The organism is Actinomadura oligospora ATCC 43269, from assembly GCF_000518265.1.
GTDB classification, from domain to species: Bacteria; Actinomycetota; Actinomycetes; order Streptosporangiales; family Streptosporangiaceae; genus Spirillospora; species Spirillospora oligospora.
In genome coordinates, this window is the sequence record NZ_JADG01000011.1 from 1 (window position 1) to 14,725 (window position 14,725).

The following is a 14,725-nucleotide window of genomic DNA, read 5'->3' on the forward strand; positions in this document are numbered from 1 at the left end:
AACCCGAAGGAGGATCCGAAGATCCCAGCAAAACAATCCGAAGACTGTTTGCCTCAAAGAAATCCCCACCCCGAACCGTGAAGGTTCAGAGCACGGGGTGATCAGACACATTGGCCTGATCTATAAAGGCACTGGCTTTTAACACGCTGTTGAGTTCTCAAGAAACGGACACCCACGCGCTCCGTCCGCGTTTTCCGCGGCTTTCGCTCCGTGGCGACTCGCTTACTTTATCAGTTCCGTCCGGCTTGTCAATTCCCGGCCGATTCTGATTCCGCAGTTCCCGCCCGCTTTCGCGGCCGTTCCCTGCAGCACTTCTATTTCACCAGATCCGCACCGATTCGCAAAATCGAGCTTTTCCGGAGCCATCAGGACACGCGGACACGACGGATCGGATCCGCATGATCGTTGATGGTCGCGCACACCGGGCCGGCCACCGCTCAGCGGCGTCCTGCATCCCTCAAGGCGCGAGGAGGGACATTACCCGAGGGTCGGGGTGCCCGCAACTTGGTCTTGGAGGGCCGGGCGGCGGGCGGGCGCCTGGTCAGGTGACCGGTTGCTCATTACGCTCGGAGGCGTCCGGACTGAACGAGATTCGGGTGGCGGCGATGGGTGCTCCGCACGACGTGGTGATCATTGGCAGCGGGTTCGGCGGGATCGGGATGGCGATCCGGCTGCGGCGGGCCGGCGTGGACGACCTGGTGGTGCTGGAGAAGGCGGACGGGCTCGGCGGGACGTGGCGGGACAACACCTATCCGGGGGCGGCGTGCGACGTGCCGTCCCATCTGTACTCGTTCTCGTTCGAGCGGAAGACGGACTGGAGCCGGAGGTTCCCGCCGCAGGAGGAGATCCTCGAGTACCTGTGGCACTGCGCGCGCAAGTACGAGGTGCTCCCCCGGATCCGGTTCGGGACGGAGGTGACCGGGGCGGAGTGGGACGCGGCGGAATGCGTCTGGCGGGTGTCCACCTCGTCCGGGGTCGTCAGCGCGCGGGTGCTCGTCTCGGCGTGCGGGCAGTTGAACCGGGCCGCCCTGCCGGAGATCGAGGGGCGTGACTCGTTCGCGGGCGCGGCGTTCCATTCGTCGCGGTGGGATCACGGGGTGGACCTGCGGGGGAAGCGGGTCGCCGTGATCGGGACGGGGGCCAGTGCGATCCAGATCGTCCCGGAGCTGGCGAGGGTGGCGGGGCGGCTGCACGTGTTCCAGCGGTCGGCGCCGTATGTGATCGCCAAGCCGGACCGTCCCTATCGGGGATGGGAGAAGGCCGTCCTGCGGGCGGTGCCGGGGGCGTACTCGGCGAGCCGGGCGCGGATCTACACGCAGTTCGAGTCACGGGCGCTGGGGTTCGTGAAGTATCCGAGGCTGATGGGGCTGATGGCCTGGCGGTTCCGGAAGAGGCTGAGGGACGAGGTCCGGGACGCGGGGCTGATGGAGCGGCTGCTGCCGGATCATCCGATGGGGTGCAAGCGGATCCTGCTGTCGGACGACTACTACCCCGCGTTCGGTGAGCCGCATGTCGAGCTGGTGACGGAGGCCGTTTCGCGGATCACGGCGGACGGGGTGGTCACGGCGGACGGTCGCGCGCGGGAGCTGGACGCGATCGTGTACGCCACGGGGTTCGCCTCCACGGACTTCCTGGCGCCGATGAAGATCGTCGGACGGGACGGGCGGGAGCTGGGCGGGGCGTGGCGGGACGGCGGGGCGTCCGCGCATCTGGGGATCACGGTGAGCGGGTTCCCGAACCTGTTCCTGCTGTACGGGCCGTACACCAACCTGGGGCACAACTCGATCATCTACATGCTGGAGTCGCAGTTCCGGTACGTGGTCGGGTGCGTGGAGGCGATGCGGCGGGCGGGGCTGGACTGGATCGAGGTGCGTCCGGACGTCCAGGACGCGTTCGACCGGCGGATGCAGGAGCTGATGCGGGCCACCGTCTGGAACGCCGGGTGCCGGAGCTGGTACATGGCGGAGGACGGGCGGATCGCGAACAACTGGCCGGGGTTCACCTTCGCCTACCGGAGTGCGACACGCCGTCCGGACCCGCGTGAGTTCCTGCGAGGGCGTGCCCGGGAGGGGCTGCGGGCGGGGCTCGCGGGACGGAACGGCCTAGGCTCCTGACCATGCCGACTGCTCTGATCACTGGTGCCACCGCGGGGCTGGGCGCGGCGTTCGCCCGCCGCCTGGCCTCCGACGGATTCGACCTGGTGCTGCTCGCCCGGGACGCGAAGCGGCTGGACGCGTGCGCGCGCGAGCTGCACGACAGGTACGGCGTGCGGGCGGAGGCGCTGCCCGCCGACCTGTCCACGGACGAGGGCATCGGCAGAGCCGAGGAACGGCTGCGCGAGGGCGTGGACCTGCTCGTCAACAACGCCGGGTTCGGGAACCGGGGCGCGTTCCTGGACGTGCCGGTCGAGGACGAGCTGGTCATGCTGAGGGTGCACTGCGAGGCGGTGCTGCGGCTGACGCACGCGGCGCTGCCGCCGATGCTGGAGCGCGGGCGCGGCGGGGTGGTCAACGTGGCGTCGGTGGCGGCGTTCGCGACGCGGGGCACCTACGGCGCGTCCAAGGCGTGGGTGGTGTCGTTCTCGCAGGCCGCGGCGGCCGAGATCGCGGGGCGTCCGGGCGCGGGGAGGGTGCGGGTCATGGCGCTGTGCCCGGGGTTCGTGCACACCGAGTTCCACGAGCGCGCCGGGATGGACATGTCGGGGATTCCGGAGTTCATGTGGCTCGGCCAGGACCGGGTCGTCGACGAGGGGCTGCGGGATCTGCGGCGCGGGGTCGAGGTCAGCGTCCCGAGCCCGCAGTACAAGGCGATCGTGGGGCTGAGCCGGTTCGTCCCGGCGTCGCTCGTCGGACGGTTCTCGCGGTCCGGGCGCAGGTGGGACTGAGCCCGTCTCAGTAGGGATTCGCAGGCCGGGCGGGCGCGGGGCGGACGGTACGACGCTTGAGGGCGGTCGTCGGATGACACGAATGTCGCCGTGATTCGCGTGAGGGGATTGTCAGGGAACGGGCGGACACGGAATGGTGTCAACCCGGAACTCCCCGCCACATCGCCCCCGAAAGGTCCCGCCGATGGGCCACGACCTCGGATACGCAGCGCTCGCCCTGCTCGCGACCAGCACGTACTACGTCGCCTTCGTGGTGTTCCGGACGGCGGCGGGGCGGATGCCGCCGCTGCGGGGCAGCCGTCCGTTCCACGTCGCCTGGACGATGCTGACCGATCCGGTGTGGTTCGGCGGCGGGCTGCTGCTGTTCGCGGGGCTGGCGGGCGAGGTGGTGGCGTTCGAGGAGCTTCCGCTGGCGGTGGCGCAGCCGGTGTTCGCGATCAGTCTCGTCCTGCTGGTGGTCTACGCGGTGTGGGTGCTCGGGGAGCGGCTGAGCGGGCGCGAGTGGGCGAGCGTGGCGTTGTTCGTGGTGGCGACGGCGCTGGTGGGGCTGTCCGCCGGGGAGGGGGCGTCGACGGCGTCGGCCGACCGGGGGTGGCGGCCCACCCTCGCCGATCCGTGGCCGATGGTCGCGGTGACCGTGCCGGCGCTGGTGGTCGCGGGGCTGGTGTGGCTGGTCGGGGACCGGCGGGCGGGCGGACGGCACGCGCGGCGGCTGGCCGGGGTCGCGTACGGGATCGGGGCGGGCGCGTGCGCCGGGCTGGCCGAGGCGGGCATCCGGGGCATGGCGCTGGTGTTCGAGGACTCGGGGCGCGACGTCATGGCCGTCCTGGACACGCCGTATCCGTACCTGACGCTCGTGCTCGCGGCGCTGGCGCTGGGGCAGTTGCAGGTGGCGTTGCAGCGGTGCCGGCTGGCGATCATCGCGACGGTGCTGACCGTCATCGGCCGCGGCTATCTGGTGCTGGCGAGCATGGTGCTGTACCACGAGGGCTGGCCGTCCGACCCGGTGCCGTTCGCGCTGCGCACGGGCGGTTTCGTGGTCGCGCTGGCGGCGCTGCTGAACTTCCCGAGGCATGAGCGGCGGGACGGCAAGGGGCTGCGGGACGGACGGAACACCGTGCGACAAGTCCTGTGATTTCCTACATTCACTGCATGGCTCCTCTCTCCCCCCTGCGCCGTGCCGCCCTCACCGCCGCAGCCGCCGCGTCCCTCACCGCCCTGCTGCCCGTCGCGTCCGCCTCGGCGGTCGTGCACGGACGGGAGGTGTCCGCCGCGCGGTATCCGTGGCTGGGGTCCGTCGGCTCGCCGTTCTTCGTCCTGCGTCCCGCCGGGCAGTTCTGCGGCGGCGCGCTCACCGCGCCCGACAAGGTGCTGACCGCCGCCCACTGCGTCGCGTCCGTGCGGAGCCTGCCCGGCGTCCTGAGGGTCACGTTCGGGCTGAGCGACCTGCGGGACAAGGACGGGGAGGCGGTGGACGTGAAGAGCGTCTGGGTCGATCCGCGCTACAGGGAGACGAAGTTCAAGGGCGAGGACGTCGAGCACCACGACGTCGCCGTGCTGACGCTGAAGCGGCGCGTGAACCGTCCGACCGTCGCGACGGGACCTGCGGGCGACGCGCGCGCGGGCGAGGTCGTCGGGTGGGGGACGACGTCGGAGTCGGACTGGTTCAACACGCGGTTGCGCGCGGCCTCGGTTCCGCTGCGCGGGGACGCCGCTTGTGCGGCGGCCTACGGGTCGTCGTTCGACGCGTCCGACATGGTGTGCGCGGGATCTCCGGCGGGAGACACGTGTCAGTTCGACAGTGGTGGGCCGCTGCTGGTGAACGGTCGTGTCGTCGGGTTGACCTCGTGGGCGTACGGGTGCGCGCGTTCCGGGTACCCCGGGGTCTATTCGCGCGTCTAGGGCGGTTCCGCCGCGTGACACGCCAGGTGGCGGTGACGTTGCCCGACCAGGTCTCGCTCGTCATGCTTGGCCAATGCGCGTGTTGGTTACGGGGGCGGCGGGTTACGTCGGGTACGCGGTAGGGCGTCGGCTGGTGGCGGCCGGACATCAGGTGGACGGGCTCGTGCGCGCGCCCGACAGGGTGTTGCCGGGAGGGGTGCGTCCCGTCGTCGGGGATCTGCTCGCGCCGCTCGTCCTGGACGAAACGTACGACGCGGTGTGCCATCTGGCCGCGCTCACGCGCGTGCGGGAGTCGTTCACGGAGCCGCTGCGGTTCTTCACCGCGAACGTCCAGGGCACGGTGCATCTCCTTGATGCGCTTAAGGGCTCGCCTACCGTCGTGTACGGGTCCACGGCGGCTGTGTACGGGACGCCTGAGAACCAGCCCATTCCGGAGTCGCAGTCGGCTTCGCCGTCCAGTCCTTACGGGACGTCCAAGCTGGCGGCTGAGGACGCGGTCCGGTACCACGCGGCCACGGGACAGATCGGCGCGGTGGTGCTGAGGACGTTCAACGTGTCCGGCTCGGTGGACGGGCGGGGCGACCCCGACCCGACGCGGTTGATCCCGCGCGCGCTCGCCGTGGCCAAGGGGGACGCTCCGCACCTGGAGGTGAACGGCGACGGCGGGGCCGTCCGGGAGTATCTGCACGTGGACGACCTCGCGCGCGCGTACGAGCTCGCGCTGACCTCCGGGGTGCCCGGGACGCATCGCACGTACAACGTCGGTTCGGGGATCGGGGCGTCGGTCTCGGAGGTGATCGGCACGGTCGAGAACGTGACCGGACGGGACGTTCCGGTCGTCCACCGGCCGCCGTCGCCGGAGCCTCCGCTGCTGCTGTGCGACGCGGCGGCGATCCGCCGTGATCTTGGCTGGGAGCCCGAGCGGTCCGGGCTCCCGGAGGTCGTGGGGAGCGCCTGGGAGGCGTTGAACGCACGCTGAGGTGGACGGGTGATTTCGCGGCTGCACATGGGCTGACCTGGGAATATTCGAGCGCTCGCTTTGGTTAGCATAACTAAAGAGAGTGTGTCGGAGGAGTCTCCCCATGACCGTTCAGTCATCGTCCGTGCCGTCCCCGATCGCCCCGCCCGTCCCCTCCCCCTCTCCGTCCGTTCCGTCCTCGCCCGTGCTGTCGCTGAGCCCCGGCGAGGAGATCGTCAGCGACCTTCGCCTGGACGCGCTCGCGCCCGGTGAGTACCACCGGGACAGCATGATCGTCCGATACCGGGCCGAGGAGGACGCTGTCGTGTCCCTGAGCGTCGAGTGCGCGGACCCGGCCGGTGCGTCCCGGGACGTTCGCGTCCGCGTGTTCGAGCAGGCGGGCGGGCTGATGCCGTTCCCGGTGTTCAGCGGGTCGCTGCTCGACCTGGCCCGGCGGAACCGGGCGTTCGGCCGCTGGACGGGCCGCGGCGACGGCGACGACCACGAGGTCGCCTACGAGATCTCGACGTCCCTCGCACGGGACGCCGCGTCCGCGAGCAGCCCCGTCGACCTCACCCTCCGCTTCACCGCCACCCGCGCCGAAGTCTGACCCGGGCGGGGTCTGGGCCCTGCGTCCAGGGAACGGGTTCGTCTTTCAGAGCTGGGTGAGGCTCAGGGCGAACGCGGCGACCGCTACCGCGAAGTACGCGCCGGGGAACGCGATGTTGTGGAAGACGCGTGCGCGGACGTGCGCGCCGAGGGCGCAGGCGAAGAACAGGGTCAGGCCGAGTGCCGCCGCCGTGCCGAGCCGGGGGGCGCCGAGGAGCCCGATCAGGAGTCCGGCGGCGCCCGCGGCCTTGAGGACGGCGACGACCGGGAGGAGACGCGGCGGCATCCGCACCTCGGCGGCGTTGGCGAGGACGGACGGGGCGCGCGCGAAGTCGGCGACGACGATCCCGAGGTTGGCCGCGATCGCGATGACGGTTACGGCCGCGTAGACGGTGAACATGGGCCCTCCCCTGGCGGAAACGTTCTGTCCGCCAGCCTTCTCGCGGGCCTTCGAACCGTCCAATGCCTGCGGCTATAACCTGCTGGAATGGACTTCGACTCGCGGTTGCTGCGCCATTTCGCCACGGTCGCCGAGGAGGGCAACCTGACGGCCGCGGCCGAGCTGATGATGGTGTCGCAGCCCGCGCTGACCAAGCGGATGAAGCGGCTGGAGGAGATCCTCGGCGTGCGGTTGTTCGTCCGGTCGCACACGGGGATGGCGCTGAGCGACGCCGGGCGGGTGCTCGCCGGACGCGTCCCCGCGCTGCTCGCGGACTGGGACCGGGCGGTGCTCGCGACCCGGGCCGAGGGACGGCGGGCCGTCCACGTGCTGCGCGTGGGGCTCATGGCGTCCGGCGCGAACGAGGCCACGCAGCGGATCATCGCGGCGTTCACCGAGCGGCGGCCCGGCTGGCGCGTCGACGCGCACCAGGCTCCGTGGAGCGATCCGACGGCGGGCCTCGCGGGCGGCGAGGTGGACGTCGCGCTCGTCCGGCGGCCGTTCCCGGGCGAGGACGCGTGGCGTGTCCGCGACCTGTTCGCCGAGCCCCGGTGTGTCGCGATGGCGAGCACGCATCCCTTCGCGGACCGGGAGGTCATCGCGTTCGACGAGCTGTGGGACGAGCCGTTCGTCGCGGCCCCCGCGGAGACCGGCGCGTGGCGGGACTTCTGGCTCGCGGCGGACGAACGCGACGGACGCGAGCCTCGGGTGGGCGCGGTCACGGTGCAGCCGGACGAGTGGCTGAACGCGATCGCCAGCGGGTACGGGATCGCGCTCGCGCCGGAGTCGGCCGCCCGGTTCTACGCGCGTCCGGGGGTCGTCTACCGGCAGGTCACAGGGGTGTCCCCCAGCCGGGTCGGGGTCGCCTGGCCCGCGGACGCCGAGGACGATCCGGTCGTGCGCGACTTCGTGCGGTGCTGCGTGGACATCGCCGGCTGACCCGGCGTCCGGCGGCGGCGTTTCGTCCAGACGCCATGTGATGATCGCGAACGTGTCGCGCGGGCGTAACCGGCGAGGACGACGCTGACCGGCGGTTCTCTATCCGGTGGGAGGGACGCATGCGGCGTCGCGACGTTCTCAGGCTTTCGGTGATCGCGGGCGCGGGGGTGCTCACGCTCGACCCCGTCACGTTCGCGAACGCGGACGCGGAAGGCGCGGGCCCGGGCGGCGCGCCCGGTTCCGGGGAGGTGACGCGGACGGTCAGCGGGCACCTGCCGACCGGCGCGGCCGACTACGTGTACCTGCCGGTGGAGGTGCCGCGCGGGGTCCGGGAGATCGCGGTCTCCTACTCCTACGACCGGCCGTCGGTGCCGTCCGGGACGCAGGGGAACGCCTGCGACATCGGCGTCTTCGACGAGCGCGGCGAGGAGCTCGGCGGACGCGGGTTCCGCGGCTGGTCGGGCGGGGCGCGCACCGAGTTCGCGATCAGCGCCGAGCAGGCGACGCCCGGGTACCTCGCTGGCCCGGTCAACGCCGGGACCTGGCACATCGTCCTCGGGCCGTACACGGTCGCGCCGCAGGGCCTGAACTACAACGTGACGATCACCCTGCGGTACGGGACGGCGGGCGCGACGGCGCGGCCGGTGTACCCGCCCGCGCGGGCCAAGGGCCGGGGGCGCGCCTGGTACCGGGGCGACTGCCACCTGCACACCGTCCACTCGGACGGGAAGCGGACGCCCGCCGAGGTCGCCGCCGCGGCGCGCGCCGCCGGGCTCGACTTCATCACCACGACCGAGCACAACACCTCGTCCGCGCACGGCGCGTGGGGCGGGCTGTGGGGCGACGACCTGCTGATCCTGCCGGGTGAGGAGGTCACGACGCGGAACGGGCACGTCCTGGCGATCGGCGTCGAGCCGGGCACGTTCATCGACTGGCGTTACCGCGCGCGCGACGAGGAGTGGGAGAAGTACGCGCGGCGGATCCGGCAGGCGGGCGGCATCGTGGTTCCGGCGCACCCGCACGGGACGTCCATCGGGTCGTTCTGGAAGTACGGCTACGACCACGCGGACGCGTTGGAGGTGTGGAACAACACCTACTCCCCCGACGACGAGATGTCGATCGGCGACTGGGACAACCAGCTCGTCGCCGCCGCGCGGGGCAGGGGCCGGTGGCTGCCCGCGATGGGCAACAGCGACGCGCACCGCGAGCCGCAGGTCGTCGGGCTGCCGCAGACGGTCGTCCTCGCGGACGACCTGACGCGTCCGGCGATCCTCGCGGGGCTGCGCGCGGGACGGAGCTGGATCGCCGAGTCCTCGAAGGTCCAGCTGGACTTCACGGTGTCGGGCGGCGGGCTCGGCCGGAGCGCGGGCATCGGGGAGCGGCTCAGGGCGCGCGCGGACACGCCGGTGACCGTCCGGTTGCAGGTGTCCGGAGTCGGGACGGGGTGCACGGTCCGATTCCTGACCGACCAGGGGCCGCTGTTCGGAACCGCCGTGCCGGACTCGGGCGCGGGGACTTTCGAGTGGCAGACCACGCCGTCCTATGCGGCTTACGTGCGCGCGGAGGTCCGGCACGCGGCGGGCTCGGACGGGTTGCCGGGGGCGATGGTGGCGCTGACGAACCCGATCTGGCTCGACGTCCGGTAGGGCCCTACTCCCGGGGCTGCGCCTCCAGGGCGGCCAGGCGGCGGCGGAAGTAGGCGCGTTCGGGGTCGGTTCCGGCCAGTTCCAATGCGGCTTGGTAGGCGGACGCCGCTTCGGTGCGGCGTCCTAGGCGATCCAGGAGGTCGGCGCGGGCGGCCTGGTACGGGTGGTGCGCTCGGAGTTTCGGCTCGTTCCGTAGACCGTCGAGCAGTGCCAGCCCCGCATCGGGACCGTCCCGCATGGCGACGGCGACGGCGCGGTTGAGCGCCACGATCGGGGACGGCGTGAGGGCCTGCAGCACGTCGTAGAGCGCGACGATCTGCGGCCAGTCGGTGGACGCCACGTCCGGCGCCTCGGCGTGCAGCGCGGCGATGGCCGCCTGCACGCCGTAGGGGCCGGGCGGGCCGCCGGTGAGGGCGGCGGCGGTCAGGGCGCGGCCCTCGTCGATCACGTCGCGGTCCCAGCGGGCGCGGTCCTGGTCGTCCAGGAGGGCGAGGGCGCCGTCCGGGCCGACGCGGGTCGCGCGGCGCGCGTGCACGAGCAGCATCAGGGCCAGCAGTCCCGCGGTCTCCCGCCGCTCTCCGGGGAGGAGGGTGTGCAGGATCCGGGCGAGGCGGATGGCCTCCTCGGCCAGGTCGACGCGTTGCAGGCCCGGTCCGGAGCTGGCCGCGTAGCCCTCGGTGAAGATCGAATAGAGGGCCTGGAGGACGACGGGCAGGCGGCCCGGCAGCTCGTCCGCGCCGGGGACGCGGAACGGGATCCGCGCCTCGGCGATCTTCTTCTTGGCGCGGGTGAGGCGCTTCGCCATCGTCTCGGCGGGCACCAGGAACGCCCGCGCCACCTCGGGGGTGCCAAGCCCGCCGAGGAAGCGCAGCGTGAGCGCGACGCGGTCGTCGGCGGGCAGGGCCGGGTGCGCGCAGGTGAAGAACAGGCGGAGCCGTTCGTCCGGAAGGTCGTCGTTCCTGTCGTGGGACGTCTCGGGGGAGGTCTCCGCGCGTTCGGCCTCCACCCGCAGGATCGCCAGCCGGACGGCGAGAGCCCGGTCGCGGCGCAGCCGGTCCACCGCCCGCCGCCGCGCCGTCGTCATCAGCCACCCGCCCGGGTTCGGCGGGACGCCGTCGACCGGCCAGCGGGCGACCGCCGCCTCCAGCGCGTCGGCGGCGGCCTCCTCGGCCAGGTCCAGGTCGCCGAACCGGCGGGCGAGCGCGGCGAGCAGGCGTCCGTGCTCCTCCCGGAACACGTCCTCGATCCGGAGGTCCGTGCCGGACTCCCGCCCGCCGGTCACGCGTCGTCCTCCCGCCCGCCGGTCACGGTCAGGCTCCGAAATCGGCGACCGGGCGCACCACGACCGCGCCGTCGCCGCTGGACCCGGGGCAGCGGGCGGCCCAGTCGAGGGCGGCGTCCAGGTCCGGGACGTCGATCACGTAGAAGCCGCCGAGCACCTCGCGGGCCTCGGTGAACGGCCCGTCGGTGACGGTGCGGACGCCCGTCTCGTCCACCCGGACGGTCGTGGCGGTGACCAGGTCGGCCAGCGACTCCCCGGAGACCATGATCCCCGCGTCCCGGACCTGCTTGTCGTAGCTCATCCAGGCGTCGAAGTCGCCGACCTCGGTGGTCGTCCCGTCCGCCTCGACGGCCCCCGCATAGATCATCAGCATGTACTTCATCGTCGTGCTCCCTCGTGTCGTCGACGTGCGGTCGTCGCTCGCCGCACACCCCCTCCACGGTCGGGGGACGCGGAAATGGACACCATCCTCCAAGATTTTCCGGCTAGCCTGCGCGGATGACCGGCGACGCCCTCACCCTGACCGTTCTCGGCTCCGCGACCCCGTATCCGGCGCCCGGGAACCCCTGCTCCGGCTACCTGCTGAGCGCGGGCGCCACCCGCGTGTGGGTGGACGCCGGGACCGGGACGCTCGCCGAACTCCGCCGCCACGTCCAGCTGGACGAGCTGGACGCGATCTGGATCTCGCACATGCACGCCGACCACACCGCCGACCTCCTCACGGCGTACTACGGGGCGCTGCACGCGGACGTCCGGCTCGACGCCCCGATCCCGCTCTACGGGCCGTCCGGCATCGCGGACCGGCTGGCGGGCTTCCTCACCAACTCGTCCCGGCGCAGCCCGATCGAGTCGGCCTTCGCGGTCGAGGAACTGCACGACGGCCACCAGGCGCGCGTCGGCGACCTCGTCCTCACCAGCCGCGCCGTCTCCCATGGCCTCCCGGCCTTCGCGTTGCGCGCCGAAGCCGCGGGCCGGACGCTCGTCTACTCGGGGGACTGCGCCCCCTGCCCGGCGCTCACCGACCTCGCGAAGGGCTGTGACCTGCTGCTTTGCGAGGCCGACAGCGCCGATCCGGTCGACGGGGACGAGCGCGTCCACCACACGGCGGGGGACGCCGGGGACACCGCTCGCGTGGCGGGGGCCCGACGGCTGCTCGTCACGCACGTCGGCCCCTCCCTCACCTCGGCCGAGGCCGTGGCCCACGCCGCGACCAGGTACGACGGCCCGATCGACTACGCCGCTCCCCGGAGCGTTCACACCGTTTAGCGGACGCGCGGTCGCCGGCGTGAGGTCGGCGGCGTGGGGTCGGATCGCCGCGGAGTGTGGCCGCCGTCCCTGGGGCGGGTAGGAGCCGGCGGCTTCTCTTGGGGGGCATGCACCCCGCGGCGACCCCGCCGCGGCCAACGGGGACCGCGACACTTCGAATGCTCCGGGTGGCAGGGCGGCCTCGCGTCCCGTATCGGGGGTACGTTACGGCCAGTAATCGCAGACTATGCCCGTCCGTCCGTGCCGCCAAGGCACCGGACAGCCGATACCCCCTATTCGGCCCGCGGCGTCCGGCCGGGCGGGTGCACGAGCTTGTCGGCGAGCTCGCACAACTCCTCGTAACGCAGGACGCGTCCGAACCCGGGAAGCGGCACGTGCAGCACACCGAGCCAGGACGCGGGGACGTCGGTCACGCCGTGCACCGCCCCGGCCAGCGCCCCGGTCACGGCCGCGACGGTGTCGGTGTCGCCGCCGAGGTCGATCGCCGCGCGCAGCGCGTCCGCGAACCCGCCGGTGTTGCGGACCGCCCACACGGCGGACCCGAGGCAGGGCCACACCGCGCCGTTGAACTCGGTCGCGTCGTCCGGGTGCCAGGTGGGATCGAGAACGCGCGCGTACCGCTCCTGGTGGCCGGGCTTGACCTGCGCCAATGTGTCGGGGATCGCGTCGAGCGGATCCGCGCCGTCCAGCGCGACGCGGATGAGCTCGTGGAGGATCGCGGTGCCCTCCCAGGCCGCGCCGTCCCCGTGGGTCAGCGCGGTGATGCGGCGTCCGGCGTCCATGGTGGCCGCGCGTCCGTCGGCGGCGAAGAACACCGCCGAGGGTGCGGCGCGCATCAGCCCGCCGTTCCCGGCTGCACGCGCGTTGGTCTGGAAGTGGAGGGCCGCCGCCATGTCCCAGGTGTCGCCGCCGGTCAGGACGGCCTCGGTCTGGAGGCCGATGTCCTTCGGGTCGGACGCGGCCCAGCGTTGGAAGCGCGCGAACATGTCCGGCGGATCGAATCCCCCACGCTCGAGAAGCGACTCCGCGACAAGGACGGCCATCTGAGTGTCGTCGGTCGCTTCGCCCTCGTCCCAGCCTCCACCCGGACGCATTTCGCCCGCGCCGGTCGGGAAGCGTCGCGAGAACGCGTCAGCGGGACCGAACTCATAGGGCGCGCCCAGCGCGTCGCCGAGCGCAGAGCCGACAACGGTGGCGACCGCACGTTCTGTTCGATCCATGGGGAGCAGGGTAGAGGGGCCGGGGTTCGTGGTCGGGTGGGCGGTCGCCGTCGCGGGGTCGTGCTGGGACGCGACGGCGACCGTCCGTTGTGGTGTCAGGTGCAGGTGGTGTCTGTTGTGGGGAGGTGGTTGGTGAGGAGGTAGGTGTCGACGGTTCTGGTCAGGCAGGCGTTGCCGTAGGAGGCCTGGTAGGGGGCGTGGACGTCGGCTTTGAGGGTGATGAGGCGGGAGCCGTTCAGGTCGCGGTGGAGGGCCTGGCTTCCCGCGTAGACGGTGCGGGTGTCGCCGGTCGCGCCGATGAGGAGGCTCGGGAGGGTCGTCCTGACCTTGGTGGCGGACTCGCGCGGGGACGGCCAGAAGGCACACGGGTTGATGTTCTCGCCGAGCGGGCCGAAGACCGGGTGGGCGGCGCGGCGGCGCTGGACGTCGCGCCAGTACGTCGCGGGGTCGCGCGGGGCCGGGGCGTCGCCGCAGATGATCGCGGACTGGCCGCTGCCGTAGAGGGAGTCGGTCCCGGTGAGGACGAACTTCAGCGACTCGTCCAGGGCGCCCGTCGAGGGGACGTGGACGCCGTGCGCCGCGCGGTCCAGGTCGGAGACGGCCGCGGCGAGGGCTGCGCGGGGCTCGTCGCGGTCGTCGGCCAGGAGGTTGAACAGGACGGTCGGGACGGTCGAGGCGTCCACCTGGTAGGGGCCGACGAGGAGCGGGGAGCGACCGGCCCGCGTGACGGTGTTCCGGACGGTCGCCAGGACGTCCTCGCGTGTGCGGCCCAGGTGGTAGGAGGTGTCGCGGCGGGACGCCCAGTCGGCCCAGCGGGCGAGGGCCTGCTCGTTGGCCTCCTCGGTGTCCTGGAGGAGGCGTGGGGACCAGCGGTCCGGGTCGACGTTGCTGTCCAGGACGGCGCGGTCGAGGCGTCCGGGGAACAGGGCGGCGTAGACCGCGCCGAGGTAGGTGCCGTAGGACGCGCCGTTGTAGGAGATCTTCCTCTCGCCGAGGGCGGCGCGGACGACGTCCATGTCGCGGGCGATGTTGCGGGTGGAGATGTGCGGCAGGAAGGAGCCGTACTTGGTGACGCAGCGCTGGGCGAGGGTGCGGGCGAACGTCACGGACGCGTCGAAGTCGCGCCGGTCGACGCCCGCGGAGCGGATCCAGGTGCCGCTGGGCCAGCCGCAGTCGACGGGGGCGCTGCGGCCGAGGCCGCGCGGGTCCATGCCGATGAGGTCGAAGCGCGGTCCGGCCTTGGGGGTGATGTCGCGGATGTACGGCGGCATGTCGATGGCGGGGCCCGGTCCGCCGCCGTTGATGAGCATGGCGCCGAGGCGGGGGCCGGTCGCCTTCAGGCGGGAGATCGCGACCTTGATGATCGTGCCGTGCGGGTTCGCGTAGTCGAGCGGGACGGTCACGTCGGCGCAGCGCGCGCCCGCGTCGTCCAGTTCCTTCATGTTGCAGGTGTTCCAGCGGAGTTTCTGGTGGTGGAACGCGGCGAGCGGGTCGGCCGGGGCCGCGGCGGCGGGAACGGCCGGGACGAGCATGGCGGCGGACGCGCCGAGGGCCAGGAGAGCACGCATGGGGGCTCCTCT

General features: G+C 72.4%; 14 protein-coding genes. 9 read left to right on the forward strand and 5 right to left on the reverse strand.

Features of this window, described 5'->3' with window-relative positions:
- Positions 1 to 605: 605 nt before the first annotated feature.
- From P696_RS46450 to P696_RS0118205, 6 genes are all read left to right on the forward strand, one after another.
- Positions 606 to 2,114, forward strand: coding sequence for a flavin-containing monooxygenase (locus tag P696_RS46450; RefSeq protein ID WP_051467910.1), 1,509 nt, complete (start codon positions 606 to 608; stop codon positions 2,112 to 2,114).
- 2 nt (positions 2,115 to 2,116) lie between these two features.
- Complete coding sequence (locus P696_RS0118185; RefSeq protein WP_026413438.1) at positions 2,117 to 2,884, forward strand: SDR family NAD(P)-dependent oxidoreductase; 768 nt, start codon at positions 2,117 to 2,119, stop codon at positions 2,882 to 2,884.
- Positions 2,885 to 3,068: 184 nt separating this feature from the next.
- Positions 3,069 to 4,019: a DMT family transporter gene (locus P696_RS46455; RefSeq protein ID WP_051467844.1), complete on the forward strand. Its 951-nt coding sequence runs from the start codon at positions 3,069 to 3,071 to the stop codon at positions 4,017 to 4,019.
- A gap of 17 nt (positions 4,020 to 4,036) precedes the next feature.
- Positions 4,037 to 4,786, forward strand: a complete 750-nt coding sequence (locus P696_RS0118195) for a serine protease (RefSeq protein ID WP_034485674.1) — start codon at positions 4,037 to 4,039, stop codon at positions 4,784 to 4,786.
- Positions 4,787 to 4,859: 73 nt separating this feature from the next.
- Positions 4,860 to 5,765 carry an NAD-dependent epimerase/dehydratase family protein gene (locus P696_RS0118200; protein WP_026413440.1) on the forward strand — a complete coding sequence of 302 codons (906 nt, stop codon included), beginning with the start codon at positions 4,860 to 4,862 and terminating at the stop codon, positions 5,763 to 5,765.
- A gap of 103 nt (positions 5,766 to 5,868) precedes the next feature.
- A complete protein-coding gene (locus tag P696_RS0118205) occupies positions 5,869 to 6,354 on the forward strand; it encodes a hypothetical protein (RefSeq protein ID WP_026413441.1) in 486 nt (161 codons plus the stop codon).
- 45 nt (positions 6,355 to 6,399) lie between these two features.
- Here P696_RS0118205 and P696_RS0118210 read toward each other — a convergent pair whose 3' ends face one another.
- A complete protein-coding gene (locus P696_RS0118210; protein ID WP_026413442.1) occupies positions 6,400 to 6,753 on the reverse strand; it encodes a DoxX family protein in 354 nt (117 codons plus the stop codon).
- A gap of 87 nt (positions 6,754 to 6,840) precedes the next feature.
- On the opposite strand from P696_RS0118210, the gene P696_RS0118215 reads away from it, so the two are divergent.
- Together P696_RS0118215 and P696_RS0118220 are read left to right on the forward strand one after the other, a co-directional pair.
- The gene (locus P696_RS0118215; RefSeq protein WP_026413443.1) at positions 6,841 to 7,731 is read left to right on the forward strand and encodes a LysR family transcriptional regulator; all 891 of its coding nucleotides are present in this window, start codon (positions 6,841 to 6,843) and stop codon (positions 7,729 to 7,731) included.
- Positions 7,732 to 7,850: 119 nt separating this feature from the next.
- Positions 7,851 to 9,377, forward strand: coding sequence for a CehA/McbA family metallohydrolase (locus P696_RS0118220; protein WP_026413444.1), 1,527 nt, complete (start codon positions 7,851 to 7,853; stop codon positions 9,375 to 9,377).
- Positions 9,378 to 9,381: 4 nt separating this feature from the next.
- On the opposite strand, the gene P696_RS0118225 is transcribed toward P696_RS0118220, so the two are convergent.
- Together P696_RS0118225 and P696_RS0118230 are read right to left on the reverse strand one after the other, a co-directional pair.
- Positions 9,382 to 10,659: an RNA polymerase sigma factor gene (locus tag P696_RS0118225; RefSeq protein ID WP_034485679.1), complete on the reverse strand. Its 1,278-nt coding sequence runs from the start codon at positions 10,657 to 10,659 to the stop codon at positions 9,382 to 9,384.
- Positions 10,660 to 10,687: 28 nt separating this feature from the next.
- Entirely contained in the window at positions 10,688 to 11,041 is a 354-nt protein-coding gene (locus P696_RS0118230) for a YciI family protein (protein WP_026413446.1), read from the reverse strand.
- Between the two features lie 116 nt (positions 11,042 to 11,157).
- Here P696_RS0118230 and P696_RS0118235 point away from each other — a divergent pair, with 116 nt between their 5' ends.
- Positions 11,158 to 11,925, forward strand: coding sequence for an MBL fold metallo-hydrolase (locus P696_RS0118235; RefSeq protein ID WP_026413447.1), 768 nt, complete (start codon positions 11,158 to 11,160; stop codon positions 11,923 to 11,925).
- A gap of 272 nt (positions 11,926 to 12,197) precedes the next feature.
- Here the strand turns inward: P696_RS0118235 and P696_RS46460 are convergent, their stop codons facing one another.
- Together P696_RS46460 and P696_RS0118245 are read right to left on the reverse strand one after the other, a co-directional pair.
- On the reverse strand, positions 12,198 to 13,145 hold the full coding sequence (locus P696_RS46460) for an ADP-ribosylglycohydrolase family protein (protein WP_026413448.1): 948 nt from the start codon (positions 13,143 to 13,145) through the stop codon (positions 12,198 to 12,200).
- Between the two features lie 95 nt (positions 13,146 to 13,240).
- Positions 13,241 to 14,713: an alpha/beta fold hydrolase gene (locus tag P696_RS0118245; protein ID WP_026413449.1), complete on the reverse strand. Its 1,473-nt coding sequence runs from the start codon at positions 14,711 to 14,713 to the stop codon at positions 13,241 to 13,243.
- Positions 14,714 to 14,725: the final 12 nt, after the last annotated feature.